Source organism: Candidatus Avelusimicrobium sp., from assembly GCF_056976295.1.
In genome coordinates, this window is sequence record NZ_DBMCTG010000013.1 from 1 (window position 1) to 24,472 (window position 24,472).

A 24,472-nucleotide genomic window follows, 5' to 3' on the forward strand; every position below is an offset into this window, starting at 1 on the left:
TAGCAAATCTGTTTCAACCTGTCAAGCCTTTTTAAACTCTTGTTTAAAACGCTCAACCCTTACTACTCTTTTATTTAAGCATTTTTTTAAATGTTTGTCAAATCTTTTTTTAAATTAAGTTGCAAACTTAAAAACGCTCTTTACTGAGTACTTATATATTAAAACAATTTTTTAAGAACTTGTCAAATCTTTTTTACTGCTTGGCAAACTCATCTTGTTTGCGTATATTTATTATATAACATATTAAAAATATTTTGCAACTATTTCTTTAAACTCCGTCGGTATTTATCCCCCCACGCGGCCATTTCTTGCAGTACGGGAGCCAAGGATAAACCTGTTTTGGTAAGAGTATATTCCACCCGGGGAGGTATCTCGGCAAAGGCTTTGCGCAACAATAATTTATTCTCCTCCATTTCTTTTAAGTTGCTTGTAAGAACTTTTTGGGAACACCCCACACTCCTTTTTAATTCGCCAAAACGTTTGGTCCCTGTCAGCAAATCCCTTATAATAAGGATTTTCCATTTATTACCTATCAATTTGAGCAGTACCGCCACCGGACACGGGGGCAAATTCTTTTTCGTAATCATATATTTATTATACTCCATTAGTTTCTTTTTGGCTACTAGCATACAAAAAAGTGCCTACTTTACAAAAGAAACTAATAAAAGGCACAATACTTGATGTCATCCGGGGTAAAAATCCCCTATATATAAAGGAGAAAGATATGAAAAAAGTTGAAATTAAAAATTACCAACACGAAAAAGGTCAATTTATGGCGGCCAACGGTGCGGAATTTACCGTAAAGGAAATCATCCCGCATAGCGACATTTCCACCTTGCACGCGAACTTTGTGGAAGTGGCCCCCGGACACTTTGCCTATGGATACCATTGGCACGAAATGAACGAAGAAGTCTTTTATGTGATTTCCGGCACCGCCGCTGTTAAATTGCACGACAGGGAAGTAACCTTAAAAGCGGGCGACGCTATTGCCTTTCCCACAGGACCGGAAGGCGCACACGTCATCCGCAACGCATCCGACGCCGAAAAATTGGTCTATTTAGATATCGGCAGCGAACACTTGCCCGAAATCTGCCATATGCCCGGCGCAAAAAAGATAATGGTTATCGGCAAAACCGGGGTTGGGATGTATGACGAAGAAACATCTAAATAGTTTCGCCTTTGTGATAAGCACCCTCGCACCTCTGCGGGGGTGTTTTATTTTTAACTTGTAATTTACCGCAAATTCTATCATAATATATAAAGTTATGTAAGGAGCAGAAATGACCTCGGAATTATATAAGAATTTGACGGCTACCCATACGGTTGATAAACTATTGGACGGGAAACGATTTTTGTTGGCCCGGTTAGCCGGACTTTTTCGTGGGAGATAATAATGCGTATTAAAATTAGAAATCCAAAATCTTATATTTCTTTACAGGAAATCTTCACCATAGTGATGTTTACGGCCTTTGGGTTTTGTTTCTTTTTTCTGTTAGACGGACAATTTTCCTGGCAATCTTACACTGCCTTTGTGACAGAAATCAGCGAAGGGGATTTAATAACACTTTTACTTTTTAAGTTGCTTCCGATTCTAATGGTATTTTTTATAGGCAATATCCTTTATCGTTGGATAAAATGCTTTTTGCCGAGCCACAGCCAAATGTCCGCTATCCGCACGATAGAATTTTTGAACGAAGGCGTAAAACTGGGATATAATAAGAATACTCTTCCCGTTTTCCTGCCCTATCCGGAAACGCGGTTCAACCTCACCATTACCGCCTTTGATGTTTCCACCAAAAACGGACACCGCTCCGTTGCGGGGCCTTGCGTAATATCCTTTACGCAAGGGAACCAAACCTTCGTTTGTGACCATTTGTCAGCACGCCCGTTTACATTTTTCCCCCAACTCTTGGACTACCGCGCCCGATTTGCCTCCTTTCATTTCGCCGTCAACCCAAGGAGTTTACGCAACTCTTGGGATAAAACTGCCGCCGATAAAATCCGCACTATTTTTCAAGATTACATAGACTATGGCATTTTGTGCCCTTATGATAAGGCAACCCGCAATATGCTTTTAGGGTTGGGAATACTTTTCTCTCTGTTTATTATCCAATCCATTGTGCTGCTTAACTCGCTCACGCTATTTGCCCTGCTCACGCTCATTCTCCCATTAGTCGGAATATATATGATTTGCAAAGCGGTGAAGGCAAAAAAACTGGCAAAACAAATAGAAGAACTCAAACAACACAAAAAATGAAACTGAAAATAAAAGACCCCTCCACCTTATTTGGTGCCCACTTTTGGATTGCCTTGCTATATATTATATTTATTTTTATGATCACGCTCGGCACTTTCATGTGGGGAAAAGGTTCCTTTTCCTGGGCCGCGTACAACCAATTCGCTTTGGAAATTTGCGAAGGGCGCGGGATTGTTTGCTTGCTAGCATTCAAAATATTCCCCTGGTTGGCGTTAGCCTTTGTAGGTTTAACGATTTACCGTATCTATACGATATTTTTTTCACCAAAGCGGCCCAAAAATAAAATCCGCACGGTAGAATTTTTGCCCGAAGGCGTAAAGTTGGAATACACCAAGCAAACGCGGCCTGTTCTGTTGCCATACCAAGAAACGCAATTTATATTAGCGGCAAAATGTGCAACGGTGTCTAACGATTTCTGTTCTTTTCCAAAGGTTATATTCTGTGAATTTACTTTTTTACAAGAAAATAAAACCATTTCGTTTCTGCACTACGAAAAGAATGCTATAAAAATGATTATCAACCTATTGAAAAAAGAAAATGCTTTCAAAAAGTTTGAACTAAAAGTAGACGCCGCTTCGGACCTTTCTAAGTATACTACTAAGGTTAATCGTTCCAAAGCCTCCAAAGGAATTATTGGCGCCATAGTTGAAGAACAAGCGGCAGATTCTATCCGTGCCACGTTGGAAGATTACCGCAAATATGGCCTGATTTGCCGGTTTAGCAAAGAAGAACGCGAAACACTTGTGTATTTCTTCTTTGCACATCTTATTTTGAGCGGCATGATTGGATACGAGTTATATAAACAACCAAGTGTTACGCGTATTGTATTTGTGGCCCTTTTTCTATCTACTGGTTTATTGTTTATCTACCTTTGGTACCAAGATAACCAAATTGCCAAACAACTGGCCCGCTTGAAAGGAAAAAAATAACCCCTTTTAGGCTTTTACAATACTCTCAATTTATTTATAATATAGGAAGAAACCAGACGGTTTAGTCCGTCATAAGGGGGACGTATGGATATCACCACACTTAATAAACAAGTCCAGCAGGAAAGTATCTTTTTGCAAGATTTAAAGCGCGAAGTCGGCAAGGTAATTGTAGGGCAGGAAGCCCTTTTAGAAAAAATGCTTGTAGCCCTGTTAGCCGACGGTCATATTTTGATTGAAGGGGTGCCGGGCCTGGCTAAAACATTAGCCGTCAAAACTTTGGCGCAAGCAATTCATGCCCAGTTCCAGCGCATCCAATTTACGCCGGATTTACTGCCTGCCGATATCACGGGTACACTTATTTTTAACCCCAAAGACGGCTTGTTTTACCCCAAACGTGGGCCGGTGTTTTCCAACTTTGTACTGGCCGATGAAATCAACCGCTCTCCGGCTAAGGTTCAAAGCGCGCTATTGGAAGCAATGCAAGAACGCCAGGTAACCATTGGCGAGCAAACCTATAAATTGCCTGCTCCGTTTATGGTACTGGCCACACAAAACCCCGTAGAGCAAGAGGGAACTTATCCGCTTCCGGAAGCACAGGTGGACCGCTTTATGCTTAAAGTAATGGTAACCTATCCCACCAAAGAAGAGGAAAAACTGATTTTGGAACGTATGTCCTCGCATCAAACCATTTCCGTAAACACCAATGTTACACCGGAGATGATTTTAAAAGCGCGCCAAGTAACCGATTCCATTTATGTAGATGAAAAAATCAAAAACTACATTGTAGATTTAGTCTTTGCCACGCGCGACCCCAAATCGGCCAAGTTAGAAAAACTAGCCTCTTTTATTGCCTATGGCGCCAGCCCCCGCGCAACTATCTTCCTCACGCAAGCGGCCAAGGCCTATGCGTTCTTAAACGGACGCGGATTTGTTACGCCCGAAGATATTAAAGCCATCGGTATGGATGTTTTGCGCCACAGAGTGCTGCTATCATACGAAGCGGAAGCCGAAAATATTACCTCCGACCAAATCGTCAAACAAATTTTTGATGCGGTGGACGTACCGTAGAATTATCCCGGGGGTACAAAATGGATACTGCGGAAATTTTAAAAAAAGTACGCCAAATTGAAATCCAGACGAACAAACTCGTATTGGAAACGTTCGCCGGGGAGTATTTGAGCGCGTTCAAAGGGCAAGGAATTGAATTTGCCGAAGTGCGCGAATATACCCCGGGCGACGATATCCGCTCTATTGACTGGAACGTAACCGCCCGCACCGGTATCCCCTATATCAAAAAATATAACGAGGAACGCGAACTGACGCTGATGATTGCGTGCGACGTTTCGGCATCCCAACGGTTTGGCTCTGCGGATAAATTAAAGCAGGAATTAGCAGCAGAACTTTCCGCCTTGTTTGCCTTTTCCGCAATCAAAAACAGCGACAAAGTGGGCTTAATGCTCTTTTCAAACCAAATAGAACTATTTGTTCCCCCCAAAAAAGGTAAAAAACACGTTTTGCGCCTCATCCGAGAACTGGTGGCCTTTGAACCTGCCGGGCGCGGTACGGATATCGGCCTGTGCTTGGAAACATTATCTAAGGTTATTAAACGCCAAGGCATTTTAATTTTAATTTCCGATTTTTTGGCTCCTGTTGCCTCGTTTTCAAAACCCTTTAAACTGGCAGCCAAAAAGTTTGACTTAATTCCCGTTGTCATTCAAGACAAACTGGAAAAATTTATCCCCCCCGTGTCCGCCTGCATAGATGTAACCGACCCGGAAACCGGGGAAGAAGATTTTTTGTGTCTGTCCTCCGGCGAACTGAATATTGCCCTTGCCGAGCACGCAGAACACCAAAACATTAACCTGCGCGCCCTCTTTAATCCGTATAAGATTGAACCGATTTACGTCCGCACCGACCAAGCACCGGCGGACCCGGTGATTGCGTTTTTTAAACAGCGCGCCAAAAAATAAGAAAATAATATGAAAAAACTTTTAACTTTATTTTCCCTTTTGTTTTCCTTTACTCTTTGCGGGGCGCAGGAGTTGCAATTAATTGAGCAAAAAGCCGCAGATAAGGTTCCTTTTGCCAAACCCTTTGCCCTGCAATTTAGTTTAAGCCACACACCGGGCTATGAAGTAACCGTTGCCAAAGATTCTCTTTCCAAAGATTTTGAAATTACCCAAATGGCAGCACAACGGAAATCGCCCGGCACATTAATATATGATTTTACGGCTTTGCCCTTTACTTTGGGCAAATCTACCTTTACCGTTACTTTTAACTTGGAGCAAAACGGCAAAACAACCGCCCAAACAAAAGCCGAAGCATATATAGACATTACTCCCGCAAAAACCTTTAACGATAAAAACCTGCGGGAAATCCGCAATCCCTCCATCCCCGCCAGTTGGCTGGCGTGGTTGATAGCCGCCCTTTTGTTAGGCGCACTTATTTATGTGCTTTATGCGTGGTATAAAAAACTGCACGAAAAACAACTTTCCGTATCGCACGCGCCTGAGGACCCGCGCCCCGGCAACGAGATTGCGCTCTCGCAAATTGATGCGTTATTAGACAGCGGCCTTTGGGAAAATGCCCAATATAAGGTGTTTTACAATACCCTTACCGATATTTTACGCGAATACTTATGGCGCCAATTAAAAATAGATGCGTCAGCCGATACTTCCGCCGAAATTTTAGCCCGCATTAAAACAATGCCCAAATTGGCTCCCTTGCGTGCGCAGTTGCGCCAATTTTTAAGTTCGGGAGATCTCGTTAAATTCGCCAAGGCTGTACCCAGTTTGGAAACCCGCAACAGCGATATCCAACTCTTGCGCGAAATTATTGTGGAAACCTCCCCCAAAGAACTCGCTCCCGCACAGGAGATTAAAAAATGATTTATTTCTTTTTAATCAGTATTTTAATGCTACTGGCCGGTTTATCCGCCGGACTGGTTACCCGCCGCGCCCCCAAAGCACAGGTTATTTGCACGGCGGCGGCCGTGGCTTTATGCGCGGTATCGCTGGGCGGACTGCTTTTTGAACGGTTGTCCGGCGGACGCGCGGAATTTATGCACCCGTGGGCTTTTTTGCTTCTCATTATCCCCTTTGCCGTACTCATTACACATACTGTATTAAGACGGATATTCAGCCGCCAAATTTCCTATCCTTTGGCTCATCTAAGGGTGGAACAAACTTCCGTGCGCGTACTGTTTACGCGCTGGCTGCCGATTCTGCTATATACAGCCGCGCTTATTTTAATGACAGCCGCTCTTGCACGCCCCGTAAAAGTGGACCGTACGGTAGTGCCGCCCACCGAAGGGGTGGACATTATTTTGCTGATGGACGTTTCGGCCTCTATGCAAAAGCAGGATTTTTACCCCAACCGCTTTGTAGCCGCGCAGGAAACAGCCTCCCGATTTATAAAAAAACGCCCATCGGACCGCATTGGACTTGTTGCCTTTGCCAAACAGGCAATGCTGCAAGCCCCGCTAACGCTGGACCACGAAGCACTGCTTGAATATTTAGGCACCTTATATTTGGGGGTGGTGGACCCCAACTATACGGCTATTGGTGATGCATTGGCCGTCGCTTCCAACCATTTAAAAGACAGCAAAGCCAAAAGCAAAATCATCATCTTACTGACAGACGGCGATTCCAATGCCGGAACCATTGACCCTATGCTCGCCGCCAAAGCCGCCGCTTCATACGGCATACGCGTTTACACAATCGGCACCGCCAGCGCGCCCCAGCAAAGTTTGTATTCCAGCGCACAGGACGAAATCAACGAAGGGCTGATGTTGGAAATAGCAGATGCGACGGGCGGTAAATTTTTCCGCGCCAAAAACGAAGCAGAACTCGCTAAAATTTACGATATGATTAACGAACTGGAAAAAACGCAATTTGCCCCCAATTCCACTGTCAACCGCACCGATTTTTACCACCCGCTTTTGTTGGCGGCGCTTATTTTTGCGGGTGCCGCATTTGTCTTGGAAAAATTATTTTTAATAAAGGTACCCTAATATGGAACTGTTTGCAAATCCTTGGTTTTTGGTTTACTTTCTTCCGGCGGCTTTATTGGCGTGGCTGGTAGCGTGGTCGGGCAAGAAACTAAAAAACCGCCTGATTTCTGCCTTATTCGGGCCGATGGCATATGCCAAATTAACCGCTGATTTACGCCCCGTTACCTGGAAACGCGGTGCCTGTTTCGGGCTGTTTTTATTCTTTTTGTTCGCGGCGCTGGCAGGCCCCCAATGGGGTACGGAAATAATAGAGGTTCAAGGCTCGTTTGCCCAAACGGTTATCGCGGTGGACGTTTCTACTTCTATGCGCGCAAGAGATTTAAAGCCCGACCGCTTGGATAATGCAAAAACAATGCTCAAAATGCTTGTAAATAATTTAAAGGATGAACGTATCGGTATTTTGGCGTTTACCTCCCAAGCATATGTACAATGCCCTATTACCACGGACGAGGATGCGCTAACCTATTTTATTAATTCCTTACAGCCCGATATGTTGCCTGTGCCGGGAACTTCCCTGGCGGCTCCGGTTCATTTGGCCGCCCGGATGTTAGCCAAATATCCCGGACAAAAAGCCCTCATCTTATTAACTGACGGAGAGGACCACTCTCCCAACGAACTGAAAGCCGCCCAGGAAACGGCCCTCAAAAATGGAATCCGCGTAATTGCTATCGGTATCGGAACAAAAGACGGCACCTTAATCCCTGCCAAGTTGGATACGACAGGTAAAGTTATAGAATACAAAAAGGATAAAACGGGAAAAACGGTAGTTTCCAAACTGGACGAAAAAACGCTGCTCGCGCTGGCGCAGGCCACCGGCGGGGCCTATATTGCCTATACCACGCCTGCACAAGTGGCGGCAAAAGTAGAAGCCTCGGTGAAAGGGTTGGATAAAACCTCTGCCCGGGCGGCTTCGCGCGCGGTATATAAAAACCGATATGCGCTGCCGTTGCTGCTGGCCATTTTATGCTTAGCCGCTTTTTTACTGTGGCCGCGCGGCAACAAGCGAAATATGGCCCAAAAAAGGTAAAATAAAATTATGAAGAAAATTGCTTGCTTTTTACTCCTTCTTTCGGCTTCGTCCGCTTTTGCGGGCGTACGCGGGGATTTGCGCGAAGCAGGCAAGTTATATCAAGATAAAAAATACGGGCAGGCCTTATCCAAATATCAAGCCGCATTACACAAAGAACCCCGCCAGGAGCAAGCCTCTTTCGGTGCCGGAGCGGCCTCGTACTATTTAAAAGATTACCAATCGGCTGAAAAAGCCTTTGAAAATACGGCAGAACAAAACGGCTCTCTCCGCCAAGATGCACTTTTTAACTTAGGCAACTCCTATTACCGTGCCGGCAATAAAGACAAGGCCGTCTCCGCGTACCGCCAAGCCATTATAGCCAATCCCAAGGATAAAGAGGCCGTGCACAACTTGCAACTGATTATAGAGCAACAGCAAAGCGAGCAAAACCAAAACAACCAAAATAACCAAAACAACAGTAATAATTCCTCTAACCAAAGTCAGCAGGACCAAAACAATAAAGGCCAAGCCCCACAGGAACAAGGCCAAAAGGAAAAGCCGTCCACTCCACAAGATGCTATGAATAAAGATGATGCGGACCGCGTAATGCAAATGGCGCGCGAAAACGAATATAAAAAACCTACCCAGCCGGGAGAAGCGCAAGATCCCACTGTGGAGAAGGATTGGTAATATGTTAAAGAAACTCCTTTTTTCTCTTTATTTGATATTATGGGCAGGGCTTTCCTGGGCACAAATTTCCGTGTCATCTTCGGTGGATAAAACTTCTCTCACGCTGGATGACGAAATTACCCTAACCGTAACCGTACAGGGGGCCGTCAGTCCGCTGACAATGCCGCAACTGCCCAGTCTGCCTGCGTTTAATGTTTATTCGCGCGAAATTGAGCAAAACACCATCAATGGAAAAAGCACCTCGGTATTTCGCTATGTAATGCTGCCGCGTTTTGTGGGCAAAGCCGACATTGGCTCCGTAACTGTTAAATATAACGGAAAGACATATAAAACGGACCCGATTTCTATCAGTATTTACCGCAATTCCCAAGGTGTACAAAAAAACCGCCCCGCCACCAGTACGGGCCGGGCCGTAACCAACGGGACCTATGATTCTTCCATTAATACGGCCATTTCGCGCCAAGTGCAAAAAGCCGACGAAAGTCTCCCCGCGCTCACGCAAAGTTTAATGAACCAAGCCTACGCGCGCGGAAATGAAAATTACTTTTTAGTTTCTGCCGTAAGCAATAAAAAACCTTATGTAAACGAAGCCGTTACCCTGGCCGTACGCTTTTACTATTCCCGCGAATTTTACGATGCACCGTACCAAAAGCCCGCCGTTTATAACCTGTTTATGGAGGACGCAGGCTCCGCCGAAGGAACACAAAGTATCAACGGAATCTTGTACCGCTACAACGAACAACGCTACACCGTTACGGGTGCGGCTCCCGGTGCGGCCACGATTGGTGAGGCCCGCGTGCAATACCGCACCGGCTCCGCTTCGCTTTCGCCGTTAGACCGCTTGTTTGGCGGCTCGGCCCTGGGAGCAGAAAAGACGGCCGAATCCAAAGAAATCTCTCTCCAAATCCGCCCGCTTCCGGCCGGCAAACCGAATTCTTTTTATGGCGCAGTAGGCCAAGGTTATACCTTATCGGCAACGGCCGACAGAACACAAGTGGAAGCAGGGGAGGCCGTTACAGTTACCGTTATGGTAAAAGGGCCGGGCAACTTAAAGGGTACGGGCGACCTAACTTGGCCGAAAATGCCCGGGTTTAAAATGTACCCTGCCGCCGCCGCGGCAGGCTCCTTGCCTTCATCTTCTGACACCGTACGCGGGTATAAGGAATTTAAAACCGTTTTAGTGCCGTCCGCTTCGGGCATATATGCTGTTGCGCCTATCAAGTGGTCTTACTTTAATCCCGTTTCCGGCCAATACAAAACCTTGCAAACGGAACCCATTACGTTGTCCGTTTCCCCCTCTACTAAAAAGGAAAGCGGCTTTGATTTTGGGGCCGCCGCCCATACGGGGAACGGCTTTCAAACCTTGGGCAAGGACATTGCCTACTTAAAAAACGCTTACGCGCCCGAACCGTCCGTTTTGGCCCGGTTAAGCGCGTGGCAAAAAGCCAACTGGGCCGCGCTCGTCATTTTGGGTATTAGCGTATTTTTTGCCTCTTTCGGCAGAAAATCTATGGCCCGCAAACGCGCCTATACTCACGCCAAAAATTTACTTAAACGCGCCCTTTCAGACGAGCAGGTAGCCGAAGCCTTATCCGGCTATTTACAGCAAAAATTGGGTATCGGTACGGGAAGCCTGCCCCTGCGCGCGATTGTAACCGCCCTGCAAAAAAGAGGCGTTACCCCCGCCACAGCAGAAGCGTTTTCTTTACTTTGGCAACGGCTGGAAACGGCCCGCTTTGCCCCCGGCTCGCCTGATGCGTTGGACCCGCAGAACTTATCCGCGCAAGGGTTAGATATTTTAAAATTAATGGAGGAGGAAACCAAATGAAACATTTGTTTATTTTAGTTTTTGCTTTACTCGGGTTCACCTCCGTGTTTGCCCAAACTCCCCTGCAAAATGCCGAAGAATTTTACCGCCAAGGCAAGTTCTCTGCCGCGTTGGGATTGTACGAATATGATTTAAAAACTCACCCAAACGACCCTTATGTTTACTACAATATAGGTAATTGCTATTTTAAAATGGGCAGTATGGGTTTGGCCGCCGCGAATTATTACCGTGCTTTTAAGTTGGCCCCGCGCGATGCAGATATCCGCAATAATTTATCCTTGGCCTTATCTGCCGGGGGCGAAAGTTTGATTCCGGCAGGAGTACCGCCCGTATTGCATAAAGCATTTTTCAGTTTGTCTTATGATGAACTTAAAGGGCTGGCGATGGTTTTGTGGTGGGTGTTCTGCCTGTTTGCGTGTGTGTGGCTTTTAAAACGCCGCGGCGGAAGAATAACTGTAACAGCGGCTCTTTTGCTCGCCCTTACCGCCGGGTGGTTTTATCTGCGTCATAAGACTGCAACAGAACCTTTGGCCGTAGTAGCCGCACCGGTGGCGGAAATACGCAGCGGGCCGGGAACGAATTTCCCCGCCAGCGCAAGCGTAGCCCAAGGGCACCTGCTGACCGTGCAGGACGAAAAAGACTCTTGGTATGAAGTTATTGTAAAGTCTCAGGGTATTAAGGGTTGGGTAAATAAAAACGCCATAGAACAAATTTAAAGGAGTTTATGTATGTTTGTACAGCAACAAGCCGACGAATTAATCAAAGCCGTAACGTATGTAAAAGAACACCTGGCGGACAAGGTGGAAGCCTTGGCGGCCGAAGTGGTTAAAGCCTTTAAAAACGGACATAAAGTTATTTTAATGGGAAACGGCGGAAGCGCCTCTGATGCGCAACATATTGCGGCAGAATTTGTAGGCCGTTTTAAAAAGGAACGTCCATCTTTGCCGGCACTTGCGTTAAACACCAACTCTTCCACCCTTACCGCCATTGGAAACGATTATTCTTATGATGTGGTTTTTTCCCGTCAAATTGACGGTTTTGCCCAGCCGGGGGATGTCGTAATCGGCATTTCTACCTCCGGCAACAGCAAAAATGTATATTTAGCCTTAGGTCTTGCCAAGCGCAAGGGCTGCTTTACGGCGGCCTTTTTGGGTAAAGACGGCGGCACCATTAAAGATATGTGTGATTTACCGCTCGTCGTAAATGTAAAAGATACTCCGCATATTCAGGCCTGCCATATTTTTATGGGCCATTGTATGTGCGATTTAGTGGACCAGGCATACTGATTTATGAAAATAGCAATAGGATGCGATCACGCGGGCTTTCCGCTGAAAGAAACCGTAGCGGCTGTTGTACGCCGCTTGGGGCACGAAGTAATTGATTGCGGCACGTTTAGTTGCGAACGCGCCGATTACCCCGACTATGCCGACAAAGTAGCCAAAATGGTGGCTTCCCAACAAGCCGACCGCGGTATTTTGCTCTGCGGAAGCGGGGTGGGTGTGTGCATTACGGCCAACAAAACCAAGGGCGTGCGCGCGTGCGTATGCCACGATGCGTATAGCGCAAAACAAGCCGTAGAGCACGATGCACTCAATGTGTTGTGTATGGGTGCACGCATTATCGGCCCGGCTGTTGCCGAGGAACTGACCGAACGATTTTTAAGCGCCTCTTTCCTGACGGGGACCCGCCACGAAATAAGGCTTAATAAAGTAAAAGCGATTGAAAACGCAAATTTTAAATAAAAAATAAGGATGGAACGTATGAATACACAAGCAAACCCGATGGCCGAAGGAATTATCCGCGAAGGGGAAATTAAACTGGAAGGATTAGAGTTTAATACCAAATTCTGGGCCAAGGACCCCACTCTTTGGAAACAAGATAAAGAAAGTATGGACTTTATCGTCAAATTTTTGGGTTGGCAAAAAGTCTATAACTGGACGTTGGAACGCATTGACAGCGTAACCGCCTTTGCCGAAGATGTAAAACAAAATTTCAAACATTGTGTCATTATGGGTATGGGCGGATCCTCCCTCGCGCCCGAAGTGTTCCGCACCGTATTCGGTAAGCAAAACGGCTGGCCGGAACTTATCGTATTAGACACCACCAACCCCGATTGGATCGGTGCCGCACGCGCCCGCATCAACCCGGCGGAAACCTTGTTCATCTTTGCCAGCAAATCCGGCGGTACGGTGGAACCCTCCTCCCAATTTGCTTATTTCTACGACGAAGTAAAGAAAGCCGGCGTAAAAGAACCCGGTAAGAATTTTGCCGCTATTACCGACGCAGGCACCGGATTGGAAGCCTTAGCCAAAAAACACAATTTCCGCAAAACCTTTATCAACCCCTCTGACATTGGCGGCCGCTTTTCCGCCCTGTCCTTCTTTGGCATTGTGCCTGCCGCCATTATGGGCGTGGACGTAAAACGCTTGCTGACGATTGCCCAAGAACAGGCCGAAACCTTTGGTCCCGAAGCCCCCGAAAAAGGCAATGCCGCCGTGCAGTTGGGCGCCTATATGGGTGCTTGCAACGTCAACCACAGCAAGGACAAAATGACCCTTTTAACCCCCAAAGATTTAGCCACTTTCGGCTTGTGGGCCGAACAATTGGTAGCCGAATCCACGGGTAAAGAAGGCAAAGGCGTAGTCCCGGTGGCGGGTGAAACGCTCACGCCAAACTTTGATTACCGAGAGGACCGCTTCTTTGTCCATTTGTCCACGGACAGCGAAGACGACAAACGCGTCAGTGCTATTGCCGCCGATTTGGCTGAACGCAGTTACCCCGTATTTACGATTAAAATGGACGACGTCTATCAATTAGGCGCTATGTTCCTTTTGTGGGAAATTGCTACTGCCGCCGCAGGTGCCATTTTGGGCATTGACCCCTTTGACCAGCCCAATGTGCAAGATGCCAAAACCCGCACGAAAAACCTCTTGGCTGAACTGGAAAACGGCAATGTTCCGGCCGAAGTATCCGCCCCGATTTTGGTCTCTGCCGACATCGCCGGCGAAGTAAAAATGGAAACCTTGGCCCAGGATTTGTATTCCCTTTTGGAAAGCAACGACTATGTGGCCTTGCTCCCGTATGTTTATCCGTGCGAAGAAACCGAAAAAGCATTGCTCGCCTTGCGCGACAAAATTATGCTGCGCACCAAACGCGCCGTCTTGTTTGGTTACGGGCCGCGCTACCTGCACTCCACCGGCCAGTTGCACAAGGGCGACGGAAACAACGGTGTATTTTTGATTCTCTCCGCCGAGCCGGCCAATGACATCAAAATTCCCGGACATCACTACACGTTCGGACAACTTTGCAACGCACAGGCATTGGGCGATTTCCAAGCCTTGCAGGCCAAAGGCCGCCGCGTGATTAAAATTCACTTGGCGCAGCCGCTGTTGGAAAGCATCAAAAAAATCAGCGACTTGTTCTAATTCACCTATCAGCAAGGCGGTTCCTTTAAGGGCCGCCTTGCTTTTTTATCTATGACCAAAGTATTTATTCAAACCTACGGCTGCCAAATGAACGTGGCCGACTCCGACGAAATGTTTGCGCATTTGGCATCGCGCGGGGCGCAATATACCGAAAACTTGGACGAAGCCGATATTGCCCTGATTAACACCTGTACGGTGCGCGACCACGCCGAACACCGCGCCGTTTCGTTCTTGGGCCGTTTGGCCGCGTGGAAGCAGGAAAAGCCGGGCCGCGCGATTATTTTTGCAGGCTGTGCCGCCCAACGCTTGGGCAAAACCCTTCAAAAAAAATACCCCTTTTTAGATATTATTTCGGGCGCAAAAGAAATTGAACATTTTGCCGATACCTTAGATGCCAGCGGTCTTTTTAACGCCCCCGGCAAAGATACCCACCAGTTAGCCAGCGGCTTAACAGGTTATGTAACCATTATGCGCGGGTGTAATTTTGCTTGCTCCTACTGCATTGTACCCAGCGTTCGCGGCCCCGTAAAATGCCTGCCCGCAGAGGATATTTTAGCCGACGCCGCACAAAAAGCCCAAGCCGGAGCGAAAGAAATTATGCTCCTGGGGCAAACGGTCAATGCCTATCAGTTTGAAAACACTTCTTTTGCCGATTTACTGAATCAGGTCAGCCGCTTACCCGGAGTAGAGCGTGTACGTTTTACAAGTCCGCACCCCATTTATTTTACCCCGGAATTTTTGGAAGCCATTAAAGACAATCCTAAAATCGCCCGCCACGTCCATTTACCTGTGCAAAGCGGCTCCACCAAGGTTTTACAGGAAATGAAACGCGGCTACACACGCGAAATATTTTTGGAAAAAGTCCGCGCCTTAAAGTCTTGCGGTTTCAATATATCTACGGACATTATTGTCGGGTTCCCGACCGAGACAGAAGACGACTTCAAAGAGACACTCTCTCTAGTGGACGAGGCGGAATTTTTTGCGGCTTACTGCTTTAAATATTCCCCCCGCCAGGGCACTCCGGCGGCTAAAATGAAACTCTTACCGCAAAATATACTGGAAGAACGGCTTGATATTTTGTTAAATAAAGTAAGAGGTTTATCCGACGCAGCGTATCAAGCGCAAGTCGGCTCCGTGCAGGAAGTGCTTTTAGAAAGTGAAAACAAAGGACGCGCTTCCGGCAATTTTTGGGTAAAGACCCGTAAGTCTTACCCTGTTGGCTCCGTCATAAAAACCTCTATTGAAAAAGCCGACGGAACCTTATTATTTGCGAGGGACTAATTTTATGAAACAACATTTTCCTGAAAAACGCAGACATCCGCGTATGCCGGTCATCAGCAATTTGATTGAACCGGTCAACCTGCATTACAAAACCGCCGACGGAAAGGAAACTTCCCTGGTCGCTATTTTGGCGGACTTGTCCGCTTCCGGTATGCGTATGATTAGTTTTTTGGGCGCGCCGCTGGCTGACAAATTTTCCATTAGTTTGCAACTGCCCGGCACGGGCAAAATGGAAGTGCAGGCCCGCTTGGCGTGGGTGAAACAGCGCGAAAATGTATATACTATCGGCATTGAATTTGTAAAAATGGCCGAAAAGGACGCTAAAATCATCAGCGAAATGGCCGACGATTTTAACGACTGCGACACGCGCATTTTGCTCAAACTGCCTGAGGTTTGCGTAGGCACCTGCAAATGCAACAAAATCTGCAATAAAATTCAAAAGGACGAAACTCTTTTTGAAGACAAATAGTTTCCGTTATCGCAAATAACATTTGAAAAGCCCCCCTATTTTAGCCGGGGGGTTTTTAATTCGTCGCCAACAGCCTTGTTCTCCGCACTTGTTTACACTTAAAAACATCACTTATTTTATACAATATGTTTATGAAACCTATCGTCCTATGCGGTCCGACCGCCTCCGGCAAAACGGAATTAGCCCTGGAACTAGCCCGCCAATCAAACGGGATTATTATTTCGGCAGATTCCCGCCAGGTCTATAAATGCCTGACTATCGGCACGGCAAAGCCGCAAGGCGCATACCAAAACGGAACCTATACCGTGGACGGAATTCCCTATTATCTGGTAGATTTTTTGGACGTTACCGCAACCTGTAATGCAGGAACCTTTGTAAAAAAAGCGCGCCAAATCGCCGCCGAAAATGCAGGCCGTCCACTTATTTTTGCAGGCGGTACGGGTATGTGGTTGCACGCCTATTTTGTGGGTATGGACGACCTGCCCGCCTCCACGCCCCAAACGCGCGAAAAACTCTCCGCCCTGTTGGCAAAATCGGGCAAGGAAGGTTTACACCTAGCGCTTATGGAGTTGGACCCGCCCTCCGCGCAAAATATCCCGGCGGGTAACGTCCAACGCACAATGCGCGCCCTGGAACTGTGCTGGCTGACGGGCAAGCCCGCCAGTGCGCTAAAAAGCGGTAATTTCTTTAAACTGCCCAGTCCGCAAGACTCCGCTTGGGTGTATTTAGCGTGGGATAAAGAATCGTTAAATGCTCGCATTTCGGCGCGGACGGAACAGCTTTTTGACGGTATGGTAAAGGAAACCGAAACCTTGCTAAACGGGGGTTACACGCCCGATACACCCGCTTTAAAGAGCCTTGGCTACCCGCAGGCGGTTGCTTTTTTACAAGGGAAACTCTCCCGCGCACAGGCCGTGGAGCAAGTAACCACGCTCACCCGCCAATATGCCAAACGCCAGCGCACCTGGTTCAACCGTTACACCAACGCCCTGCGCCTGGAATTAGCCGCCAAGCAAGATTTCCGCACCCAAACACTCGCCGCACAAATTTTGCATTTTGCCAATCAAACGGCTCTGCCGCCCAATATGGTAAAATGAAGATATGATAGCGTATTTAAAAGGCGAAGTATTGGAAATAAAGGAAGACGGTGCCGTTATTTTATGCGGAGGAATCGGCTACGAGGTCAACCTTGCGCACAGTTCCGCGTTGGAATTAACGGAAGGAACCGAAACGGCCCTGTATGTGGCGGAATCTATTTCCCCCTATGACGGCACAGTATTATACGGTTTTTTACATAAAGAAGACAAAGAACTTTGGTATCTTTTCAAAACCGCAATTCCCAACACCGGCCCCAAAAAGGCTCTTGAATTTTTAAACAAAGCACTTCGCTCGGTGGCAGATTTTCACAATGCTATTTTAAAACGCGACCCTAAAATTTTGACGGGTATTTTCGGGTTCACGGCAAAAACCGCCGAAAAGTTAATCAATTCTTTAAAGGATAAAATGGACGCTATCACCATACAAGGCGAAAGTAAAATAAAAGTAATGGACGAAGCCCCTTATATGAGCGGTGTATTGGAAGCCTTGTCCGCCTTGGGCTATTCTGCGGCGGAATCGCGCCGGGCAATTGAAAAACTTTACACCGAGGGTGTAAACCTAAACGGCAAGATTGAAGACATTATTAAAGAGGCCCTGCGGGTACTGAAAAAATGAGCAACCAAAATGAAATTTTAGATGTAAACCAACTATCCGACGAATCCGCCGGGCTGGAAGCCGCCTTGCGCCCTGCCACCTTGGACGAATTTGTCGGGCAGGAAAAATTAAAAGAAAACTTACGCATCTTTATTGCGGCTGCTAAATCCCGCAAGGAAGCCTTGGACCATTGCCTTTTTTACGCACCGCCCGGTTTGGGCAAAACCACACTTGCCAACATTTTGGCGCGCGAAATGGGTGTAAACATCAAGGTTACGTCCGGTCCTGTTTTAGCGCGCCCGGGCGACTTAGCCGCTATGCTTACCACAGAATTGGCCGAAGGGGATATTTTATTTATTGACGAAATTCACCGCCTAAACCCCGCCGTAGAAGAAGCCTTGTACCCGGCTATGGAAGATTTTACTTTCTTTATCAATACGGGCAAGGGGGCTGGCTCCACCACTTTAAAATTAGCCGTTCCGCATTTTACCTTAGTAGGAGCCACCACACGCTCCGGGTTATTAACAGGTCCGTTGCGCGACCGTTTCGGCATTGTCTTTAATTTAGGCTTTTATGAAATTCCGGAAATCACCGATATTTTGGAACGCTCGGCGCGGCTGCTTAACATTGAAGCCGACCGCGAAGGCCTGTGCGAATTAGCCAAACGCTCCCGGGGCACACCGCGTATTGCAAACCGGTTATTGCGCCGTGCGCGTGACTTTGCACAAGTAAAGGGCAACGGTATTATCACGCACGAAATCGCCACCACGGCAATGGATTCCCTGGACATTGACAGCGAAGGGCTGGACAGCGTGGATAAGCGCATTTTAGAAGCACTTATAGACCGCTTTTCGGGCGGCCCGGTGGGCGTGGACAATTTGGCTATTGCCGTCAGCGAAGCCGTAGATACTTTAACGGACGTAATAGAGCCTTTTCTCATCAAAGCGGGCTTTATTGCGCGCACCCCGCGCGGGCGTGTTGCCACGCGCAAGGCATACGAACACTTGGGCCGCAAACAGCACGCGGATTTGCTTTTTTAGTATGAAACATCTCGCCCGCTTCTGTTTATTTCTTTTAACGGCCGCACTTTTAAGTGCGTGTGCGGCGCCGTCCAAGCGCGCGGCGCAAGGACCAATAGACTTATCCGCTTTATCTGTCCGTGCGCCCGAACCACCCGCACAGGATCCGCAAAACCAAAAGCAATTTACCGAAACCACCGTGCGCGTTCTTTTAGCCGAAAAGGCCAAATCGGCCTATATAAAACACTCCGGGAAAGTATATATTTATACGCAAAACTTAGATAAAAAATATAAAATCTCCACCGCCGGAACTTTGGCTGTAAAAACTTTGGGCAACGGAAAAATTCAAATAGGAACCTTGCAGGCCGCACAGCCTATTATTTTAGAGCCGGCCTCCGGCACTTTGCTGGGTTGGAATAACAACAGTTATTCGGGCAAAATTTACATTATCCCAGCGCAAAATACGTTTCACCTGGTGGAACACGCTCCGCTGGAAACATATCTTTATGGTGTATTACCTTATGAAATGAGTTACTCGTGGCCGCTGGAAGCATTAAAGGCTCAGGCGGTGGCCGCGCGCACCTACACATTAAAAACATTGGAGGGCGTGAAAAACCAGAATTTTGACGTGTATTCCGACGTCCGCAGCCAAATGTATAAAGGCGGAGGCAAGCAGTACGACTCCGTCAAAAAAGCCGTGGACCAAACCCGCGGGCAAGTATTAACTTACGAGGATAAACTCTTTTTTACCTATTACCACGCTAACTGCGGCGGTGCAACGGACGATGTGCGCAGTTGGAATTTCGGCGCAAAATCTATTAAACCGCTCTCGGGAGCCTCCTGTAAATACGACAGCCACTCCAAAAGTTATAAGTGGACCATGAATATTGCACGCGGTAAAGTAGAAAATTATGCCAAAAGCGTCGGCTTGACGGGTGCTTTAAAAAACATCAAAATTGTCCGCAAAACCGACACCGGCCGCGCCACGAATTTAACCATAAAAACCGCCAAAGGAACTAAAACCGTACCGTGCGGGCGCTTCCGCCTGGCCACAGGCATACGCAGTTGCAAAATAACCAAGTTAGACGTACGCAAAAAAGACGTACACTTTGAAGGAAAAGGCTACGGGCACGGAATAGGTATGTGCCAAGACGGCGCCAACGGTATGGCGAAAAGCGGCAAAAACTACCGCAAAATTTTAAAAAATTATTATCCCGGAGCCGAAATAACAACGCTCCAATAAGAGGACTCTTATGTTTGAACGCTTTAAAAAACTGGATTTAGACCCGCTTATCGCCAAGCAACCCGCCACTCCGCGCGATTCCTCGCGCCAAATGGTGCTCCACCGCGATACGCACACCATTGAACACCGTATCTTTCACGATATCCACGAATATTTTAACCCCGGAGATGCCCTGGTTATCAACAATACCAAGGTTTTCCCCGCCAAGTTATTTGCACACAAACCCACGGGCGGCAAGGTGGAAGTTTTACTCGTGCGCCCTATGCAAAAGCCCAACATTTGGGCCGTTTTAACGCGCGATTACAAAGAAGGCATTACGCTTGATTTCGGTTCCGGCCTTACCGCCAAGGTATTGGGCAAAACGGACAACAACGAAGCCCTTTTGGAGTTTAACGAAGAAGATATTTTACCTTTCTGCAACGAACACGGGCTAATGCCTTTGCCGCAATATATAGAAAAGGCCCGCAAGCATAGCGGACTTACACCCAGTATAAGCACCGACAAAGAACGCTATCAAACCGTTTACGCTAAGTACGACGGTTCTATCGCCGCGCCCACGGCGGGTTTTCACTTTACACCGGAACTTTTGCAAAAATTAAAGGACAAAGGCGTACATATTTGCTATATCACGCTGCACGTCGGTTGGGGCACGTTTAAACCCCTACGCGGGGAACCCCAACAGCACCATATGCTGGCCGAACTGGGCGAAGTATCCCAGGAAACCGCCGACACATTAAATGCGGTGCGCCAAGCGGGCAAACGTGTATTTTCCTGCGGCACCACCAGCACGCGCACTTTGGAAAGTTTTACCGACGAAAACCATATCACTCACCCGGGCAAAAAATGGACAGATTTGTTTATTTATCCGGGTTATAAGTTTAAAGCCATTGACTGCCTGATTACGAATTTTCACTTCCCGGATTCTACGCCCCTGTGTATGACGTCCGCCTTTGCCGGGGAAGACTTTATTTACGAAGCGTATTTGCAAGCCGTAGAAAAGAAATACCGCTTCTACTCGTTTGGCGACAGTATGATGATTTTGTAAAAAACCCGGGGCTATTAAAAACCCCAGGTTTTTTATATTTGTTTATTATGAACGCCCCGCTGTTCCGTCCTGCCAAATTTCAAATCCAGTGGCCTTAGAATCCCACTTTTTGCAATCTGCGGCCGTACCCTGACTGCAATTCGCTAATTCACTACACTGGTACAAAGGCAAGGAAAAATATGCTTTACAATTCCCGTCAAGATTGCCATTGCCCATAAGACAAGTTTTACCGTAAATTGCATTAGCATCATAATAAGTTTTACCAACTATACAATCAGCACACTCTGTTCCCGGGCTGCAAGCCCTTGGTTTAGAAAGATATCCTGCCATAAGCAAGGTTTCTGTTTCTACCACGGAAGGCTTCATCTTAAATGGCAAAGGGCTTCCTTTGTCTATATTACATATACCACTACAACTTCCTACGCCAACAGTAGTTCCTTGAAAACAGGAAGTCGCTTTTGTTAAGCATTTCTTTAAGGAGCAATTCCCCTGCCAAGCGTTCCATTTGCAAGCGGTATAGTTCCAGGTTCTAGTTTGCTTAGCCGTAGAGGGGGCTGGGCAAAACTGTTCTGTTGGTTCCCCTGCGGGCGGCTCGCAAGTGCCTTGTTCCGCCTCGCCGCAGACCAAGTAAACCTCTTCCTTGTTTTTGAGTTTTAATTTCTGCCAACTCATTGTCTCCCCCTCACATTTAGGGAATTTATAGCCGAACAAGTTTAATTCGTTCAAATACATATTATCCGTCTGCATCGTGTAACCTTGCTTGTAGTTGCCTACGCGCAAACTGGTTTCAAAATCAAAATCACTCACGCCATTACCGCTACCAATGTGCGCGGTGTTACCTTCTATTGCAGGGGCATCATTTAGTTCCAGTTTTCCCCCTGCAATCTTTAATAAGTTATTTACGCGCAATGATTTCCCTGTATTAAATCCTTCGTCTGCTGAACAACCCAAGTTCATTTGGCAGGCAGATGTTAAGCCGACGTCCATTTGTTTCATTACATCTACCTGGCTATATGCCACATATTTCACCGGGAAATACGTTACCATTGTCATCTTATTGGCACCCGCCGCCATAGAGGGTGTGGAAGCACATAAGAAGCACAACCCTATTAATAGTTTCTTCATTTTTTCTCCTTTTAAGGCCTTTTTATTTGGGCAAAACGGCCTTTTATATGTGTTTTTATATGCCGGATACATCCGGGTATATCCGGCCTTAATTTTCAAAATTTTAACAAAAAAAAAAAATAAAACAACCCTTTAAAAAGAAGTCCGGCAAACGGCTTATCTTTTTCCCGCTTTTGACTAATGGAGCCACACTGTTTTAGCAATATCGCAAGCAACAAAACAACACCCACAAATAAAACAAGGCCGTCATAAAAATTAGGGTCATCCCCGAGGGTTTGGTGCGTATCTTCTTCCTTCGTCATCCCCAAAAGTCGCAGGAGGAAATGACGGCTATTCTGCTTTGATCGTCATCCCCGAGGGGTTTGGTGAGGATATTCTTCCTTCGTCATCCCCGAGGGTTTCTGTCGGGGATCTGTCGTTTCGAAAGAGAACAACAACGACAAACAACAGATTCCCGACTACGACACTCGGGAATGACAACAATAATAACGCTGACCGCCAAACCCTCGGGAATGACAAAGAAAAACAATGAATCTCCCTAGGATTACGCCCGGGGTTTATTGTGAGCACTAGAAAAAAATCCGTCGTCCTGAACTCATTTCTGGCCCTCTTTTTTTTATAAAGCCGTCATCCCAAAAACATCTTTCCTTTCTTCCCCCAAGCCAATTAGCCGGATATGGTAAAATATATATATGATTTCTCCTTTTAAAATTCTTGCCAAAGACCCACATTGTAAAGCCCGCACCGGTGTATTGTACACCAAGCACGGTGCGGTGCATACCCCGGTTTTTATGCCGGTGGCCACGCAAGCCTGCGTAAAGGCCCTGACCGACGAAGATTTGAAAAATGCCGGGGCCGAGTGTTTGCTTTCCAACACCTATCATTTGTATCTGCGCCCGACGACAAAAATTTTAAAGCAAATGGGCGGCCTGCATAAATTTATGCATTGGGGCGGAAGCATTTTGACAGACTCGGGCGGATTTCAAGTTTATAGTTTGCCCAAATTCCGCAAAATCAAAGAAGAAGGCGTAACCTTCCAGTCCCACCACGACGGAAGCAAACACCTTTTTACACCCGAAAACGTAATTCAATTTGAAAGTGAAATCGGCTCCGATATTTGGACAATGTTAGACGTTTGTATCCACGCCAAAAATCCGTCCAAACACGAAGCGCGCGAAGCCCTAAACATCACAAAACGCTGGGCAGAACGCGCCGCAAAAGCCTATCAACAAACCGTGCCCGAACAACACATCACGCAAAACGAGGACGGCTCGTTTACCGTCGGGAATTCTCTTTTGTTCGGCATTATCCAAGGGGCCATTTTCCCCGATTTGCGAAAGGAAGCCGCCCAGCATATGGCCTCTTTGCCCACGCACGGCTACTGCATTGGGGGGCTGTCTTTGGGCGAAACCTTGGAGCAAATGAACGAATCCGTTTTGGCAGTAACCGACAATTTGCCCGAAGGAAAACCCCGGTACTTTATGGGGTTAGGAACGCCGGTGGAAATTTTGAACTCCATTGAACGCGGTGTGGATATGTTTGACTGCGTATGGCCCACCCGCGTGGCGCGCAACGGTATGGTAATGACCAGCACCGGGCGCGTGAACATCAAAAATGCCGAGTACCGCACGCAAGATATCCCGCTGGATGCGGAGTGCGACTGCTACACCTGCCGCCGCTATTCCCGCGCGTACCTGTGCCACTTGTTCCGCTCGGCGGAACTGACAAGCCACCGCTTGCTAAGCATACACAATATCCGCTTTTTGATTCGCCTGGCAGAACGCGCACGCGAAGCCATCAAAAACGGTACATTTATGCAACTAAAAGAGGAAATTATCCGCAAGTACCAAGGCAACTAATTTGTACCGGAAAAAGGAAAGAGCGGCTAAACAACAGCCGCTCTTTTTTTTATTTAGACACAAAAAATCCCCGCGCCTATGCAGGTTCACGGGGATTACGGGTTTGATTATTGTTTTTAATCTTCTAAAACTACTTCCGCCGTTTTGTCGGCAGATTCTTTTTTGGCGGGTTTGGGCAAGAGCGAAAACAAAGCATAAGCACTTAACATCTGCATTGTAAACGCAAGCGAAATAAACACATATTTATAAACAGCCATCATTTCTACGGACGGCTGGCCCATCAGCGCGTACATCCACCCGCTTATCACGCGCATAAGCGGCACAAAAGTAAAATCCGCATTGGTCAGTAGCGCCAGCACCCCTTGCAAGGCGGCCAATACACACACCGCCCGCTCGTGCAACAGCGCAAACACCACCTGCGCCAAATACAGGACTAAAAAGCCCGCGTGAAGGCGCAGTAAAATACCACCCGAGGATATATCCCGCGCCACTAAAAACAAATTTACAAACGCGCCGAACAGGCAAAAGCCAATAATCACTTTTACCCAAATATTCAGCCCTGTAAAGCGTACAATCAATTTTTCCATAA

25 protein-coding genes are annotated in these 24,472 nt (G+C 47.1%); 22 read left to right on the forward strand and 3 right to left on the reverse strand.

Going from position 1 to position 24,472, the window contains the following annotated elements:
* Positions 1-260 precede the first annotated feature (260 nt).
* Entirely contained in the window at positions 261-629 is a 369-nt protein-coding gene (locus ACZOTW_RS06025; RefSeq protein WP_428041097.1) for a winged helix-turn-helix transcriptional regulator, read from the reverse strand.
* A 95-nt stretch (positions 630-724) separates the two neighbouring features.
* Here ACZOTW_RS06025 and ACZOTW_RS06030 point away from each other — a divergent pair, with 95 nt between their 5' ends.
* The 21 genes from ACZOTW_RS06030 to queA all read left to right on the forward strand — a co-directional run bounded on the left by ACZOTW_RS06030 (position 725) and on the right by queA (position 20,899).
* Complete coding sequence (locus ACZOTW_RS06030) at positions 725-1,171, forward strand: cupin domain-containing protein (protein ID WP_483997750.1); 447 nt, start codon at positions 725-727, stop codon at positions 1,169-1,171.
* Positions 1,172-1,393: 222 nt separating this feature from the next.
* Positions 1,394-2,257 carry a hypothetical protein gene (locus tag ACZOTW_RS06035; protein WP_483997751.1) on the forward strand — a complete coding sequence of 288 codons (864 nt, stop codon included), beginning with the start codon at positions 1,394-1,396 and terminating at the stop codon, positions 2,255-2,257.
* Positions 2,254-3,186 (forward strand): hypothetical protein, encoded by a 933-nt coding sequence (locus tag ACZOTW_RS06040; protein WP_483997752.1) that lies wholly within the window; start codon positions 2,254-2,256, stop codon positions 3,184-3,186. Before ACZOTW_RS06035 ends, ACZOTW_RS06040 begins: the two co-directional genes overlap by 4 nt.
* Positions 3,187-3,270: 84 nt before the next feature.
* Positions 3,271-4,254: an AAA family ATPase gene (locus tag ACZOTW_RS06045; RefSeq protein WP_428064417.1), complete on the forward strand. Its 984-nt coding sequence runs from the start codon at positions 3,271-3,273 to the stop codon at positions 4,252-4,254.
* Positions 4,255-4,274: 20 nt separating this feature from the next.
* Positions 4,275-5,156, forward strand: a complete 882-nt coding sequence (locus ACZOTW_RS06050) for a DUF58 domain-containing protein (protein ID WP_483997753.1) — start codon at positions 4,275-4,277, stop codon at positions 5,154-5,156.
* A 9-nt stretch (positions 5,157-5,165) separates the two neighbouring features.
* Positions 5,166-6,074: a hypothetical protein gene (locus ACZOTW_RS06055; protein WP_428040113.1), complete on the forward strand. Its 909-nt coding sequence runs from the start codon at positions 5,166-5,168 to the stop codon at positions 6,072-6,074.
* Positions 6,071-7,198 (forward strand): vWA domain-containing protein, encoded by a 1,128-nt coding sequence (locus ACZOTW_RS06060; RefSeq protein WP_483997754.1) that lies wholly within the window; start codon positions 6,071-6,073, stop codon positions 7,196-7,198. The genes ACZOTW_RS06055 and ACZOTW_RS06060 overlap by 4 nt, the downstream gene beginning before the upstream one ends.
* Position 7,199: 1 nt before the next feature.
* The gene (locus ACZOTW_RS06065) at positions 7,200-8,225 is read left to right on the forward strand and encodes a vWA domain-containing protein (protein ID WP_428046985.1); all 1,026 of its coding nucleotides are present in this window, start codon (positions 7,200-7,202) and stop codon (positions 8,223-8,225) included.
* Between the two features lie 9 nt (positions 8,226-8,234).
* Positions 8,235-8,897, forward strand: coding sequence for a tetratricopeptide repeat protein (locus ACZOTW_RS06070; protein WP_428056250.1), 663 nt, complete (start codon positions 8,235-8,237; stop codon positions 8,895-8,897).
* Between the two features lies 1 nt (position 8,898).
* Positions 8,899-10,725 (forward strand): BatD family protein, encoded by a 1,827-nt coding sequence (locus ACZOTW_RS06075; RefSeq protein WP_483997755.1) that lies wholly within the window; start codon positions 8,899-8,901, stop codon positions 10,723-10,725.
* Positions 10,722-11,441, forward strand: coding sequence for a tetratricopeptide repeat protein (locus tag ACZOTW_RS06080; RefSeq protein ID WP_483997756.1), 720 nt, complete (start codon positions 10,722-10,724; stop codon positions 11,439-11,441). Before ACZOTW_RS06075 ends, ACZOTW_RS06080 begins: the two co-directional genes overlap by 4 nt.
* A 12-nt stretch (positions 11,442-11,453) precedes the next feature.
* A complete protein-coding gene (locus ACZOTW_RS06085; RefSeq protein WP_428040107.1) occupies positions 11,454-12,011 on the forward strand; it encodes a D-sedoheptulose 7-phosphate isomerase in 558 nt (185 codons plus the stop codon).
* 3 nt (positions 12,012-12,014) lie between these two features.
* A complete protein-coding gene (rpiB, locus tag ACZOTW_RS06090) occupies positions 12,015-12,467 on the forward strand; it encodes a ribose 5-phosphate isomerase B (RefSeq protein ID WP_428037828.1) in 453 nt (150 codons plus the stop codon).
* An 18-nt stretch (positions 12,468-12,485) separates the two neighbouring features.
* Entirely contained in the window at positions 12,486-14,150 is a 1,665-nt protein-coding gene (locus ACZOTW_RS06095; RefSeq protein WP_428041108.1) for a glucose-6-phosphate isomerase, read from the forward strand.
* Positions 14,151-14,201: 51 nt separating this feature from the next.
* Positions 14,202-15,431 (forward strand): tRNA (N6-isopentenyl adenosine(37)-C2)-methylthiotransferase MiaB, encoded by a 1,230-nt coding sequence (miaB, locus tag ACZOTW_RS06100; protein WP_483997757.1) that lies wholly within the window; start codon positions 14,202-14,204, stop codon positions 15,429-15,431.
* Between the two features lie 4 nt (positions 15,432-15,435).
* Positions 15,436-15,900: a PilZ domain-containing protein gene (locus ACZOTW_RS06105; protein ID WP_177746198.1), complete on the forward strand. Its 465-nt coding sequence runs from the start codon at positions 15,436-15,438 to the stop codon at positions 15,898-15,900.
* A 131-nt stretch (positions 15,901-16,031) separates the two neighbouring features.
* Positions 16,032-16,997 (forward strand): tRNA (adenosine(37)-N6)-dimethylallyltransferase MiaA, encoded by a 966-nt coding sequence (gene miaA, locus ACZOTW_RS06110; protein WP_483997758.1) that lies wholly within the window; start codon positions 16,032-16,034, stop codon positions 16,995-16,997.
* 4 nt (positions 16,998-17,001) lie between these two features.
* A complete protein-coding gene (gene ruvA, locus ACZOTW_RS06115; RefSeq protein ID WP_428041612.1) occupies positions 17,002-17,613 on the forward strand; it encodes a Holliday junction branch migration protein RuvA in 612 nt (203 codons plus the stop codon).
* Positions 17,610-18,632: a Holliday junction branch migration DNA helicase RuvB gene (gene ruvB / locus ACZOTW_RS06120; RefSeq protein WP_428045293.1), complete on the forward strand. Its 1,023-nt coding sequence runs from the start codon at positions 17,610-17,612 to the stop codon at positions 18,630-18,632. The genes ruvA and ruvB overlap by 4 nt, the downstream gene beginning before the upstream one ends.
* Position 18,633: 1 nt before the next feature.
* Entirely contained in the window at positions 18,634-19,854 is a 1,221-nt protein-coding gene (locus ACZOTW_RS06125) for a SpoIID/LytB domain-containing protein (protein WP_483997759.1), read from the forward strand.
* Between the two features lie 10 nt (positions 19,855-19,864).
* The gene (queA, locus tag ACZOTW_RS06130; protein ID WP_428045776.1) at positions 19,865-20,899 is read left to right on the forward strand and encodes a tRNA preQ1(34) S-adenosylmethionine ribosyltransferase-isomerase QueA; all 1,035 of its coding nucleotides are present in this window, start codon (positions 19,865-19,867) and stop codon (positions 20,897-20,899) included.
* Between the two features lie 45 nt (positions 20,900-20,944).
* On the opposite strand, the gene ACZOTW_RS06135 is transcribed toward queA, so the two are convergent.
* The gene (locus ACZOTW_RS06135; RefSeq protein WP_483997760.1) at positions 20,945-22,024 is read right to left on the reverse strand and encodes a hypothetical protein; all 1,080 of its coding nucleotides are present in this window, start codon (positions 22,022-22,024) and stop codon (positions 20,945-20,947) included.
* A gap of 692 nt (positions 22,025-22,716) precedes the next feature.
* Between ACZOTW_RS06135 and tgt the strand changes: the two genes are divergently transcribed.
* Positions 22,717-23,883, forward strand: a complete 1,167-nt coding sequence (tgt, locus tag ACZOTW_RS06140; protein ID WP_177745816.1) for a tRNA guanosine(34) transglycosylase Tgt — start codon at positions 22,717-22,719, stop codon at positions 23,881-23,883.
* 116 nt (positions 23,884-23,999) lie between these two features.
* On the opposite strand, the gene ACZOTW_RS06145 is transcribed toward tgt, so the two are convergent.
* Entirely contained in the window at positions 24,000-24,470 is a 471-nt protein-coding gene (locus ACZOTW_RS06145; protein ID WP_483997761.1) for a hypothetical protein, read from the reverse strand.
* Positions 24,471-24,472: the final 2 nt, after the last annotated feature.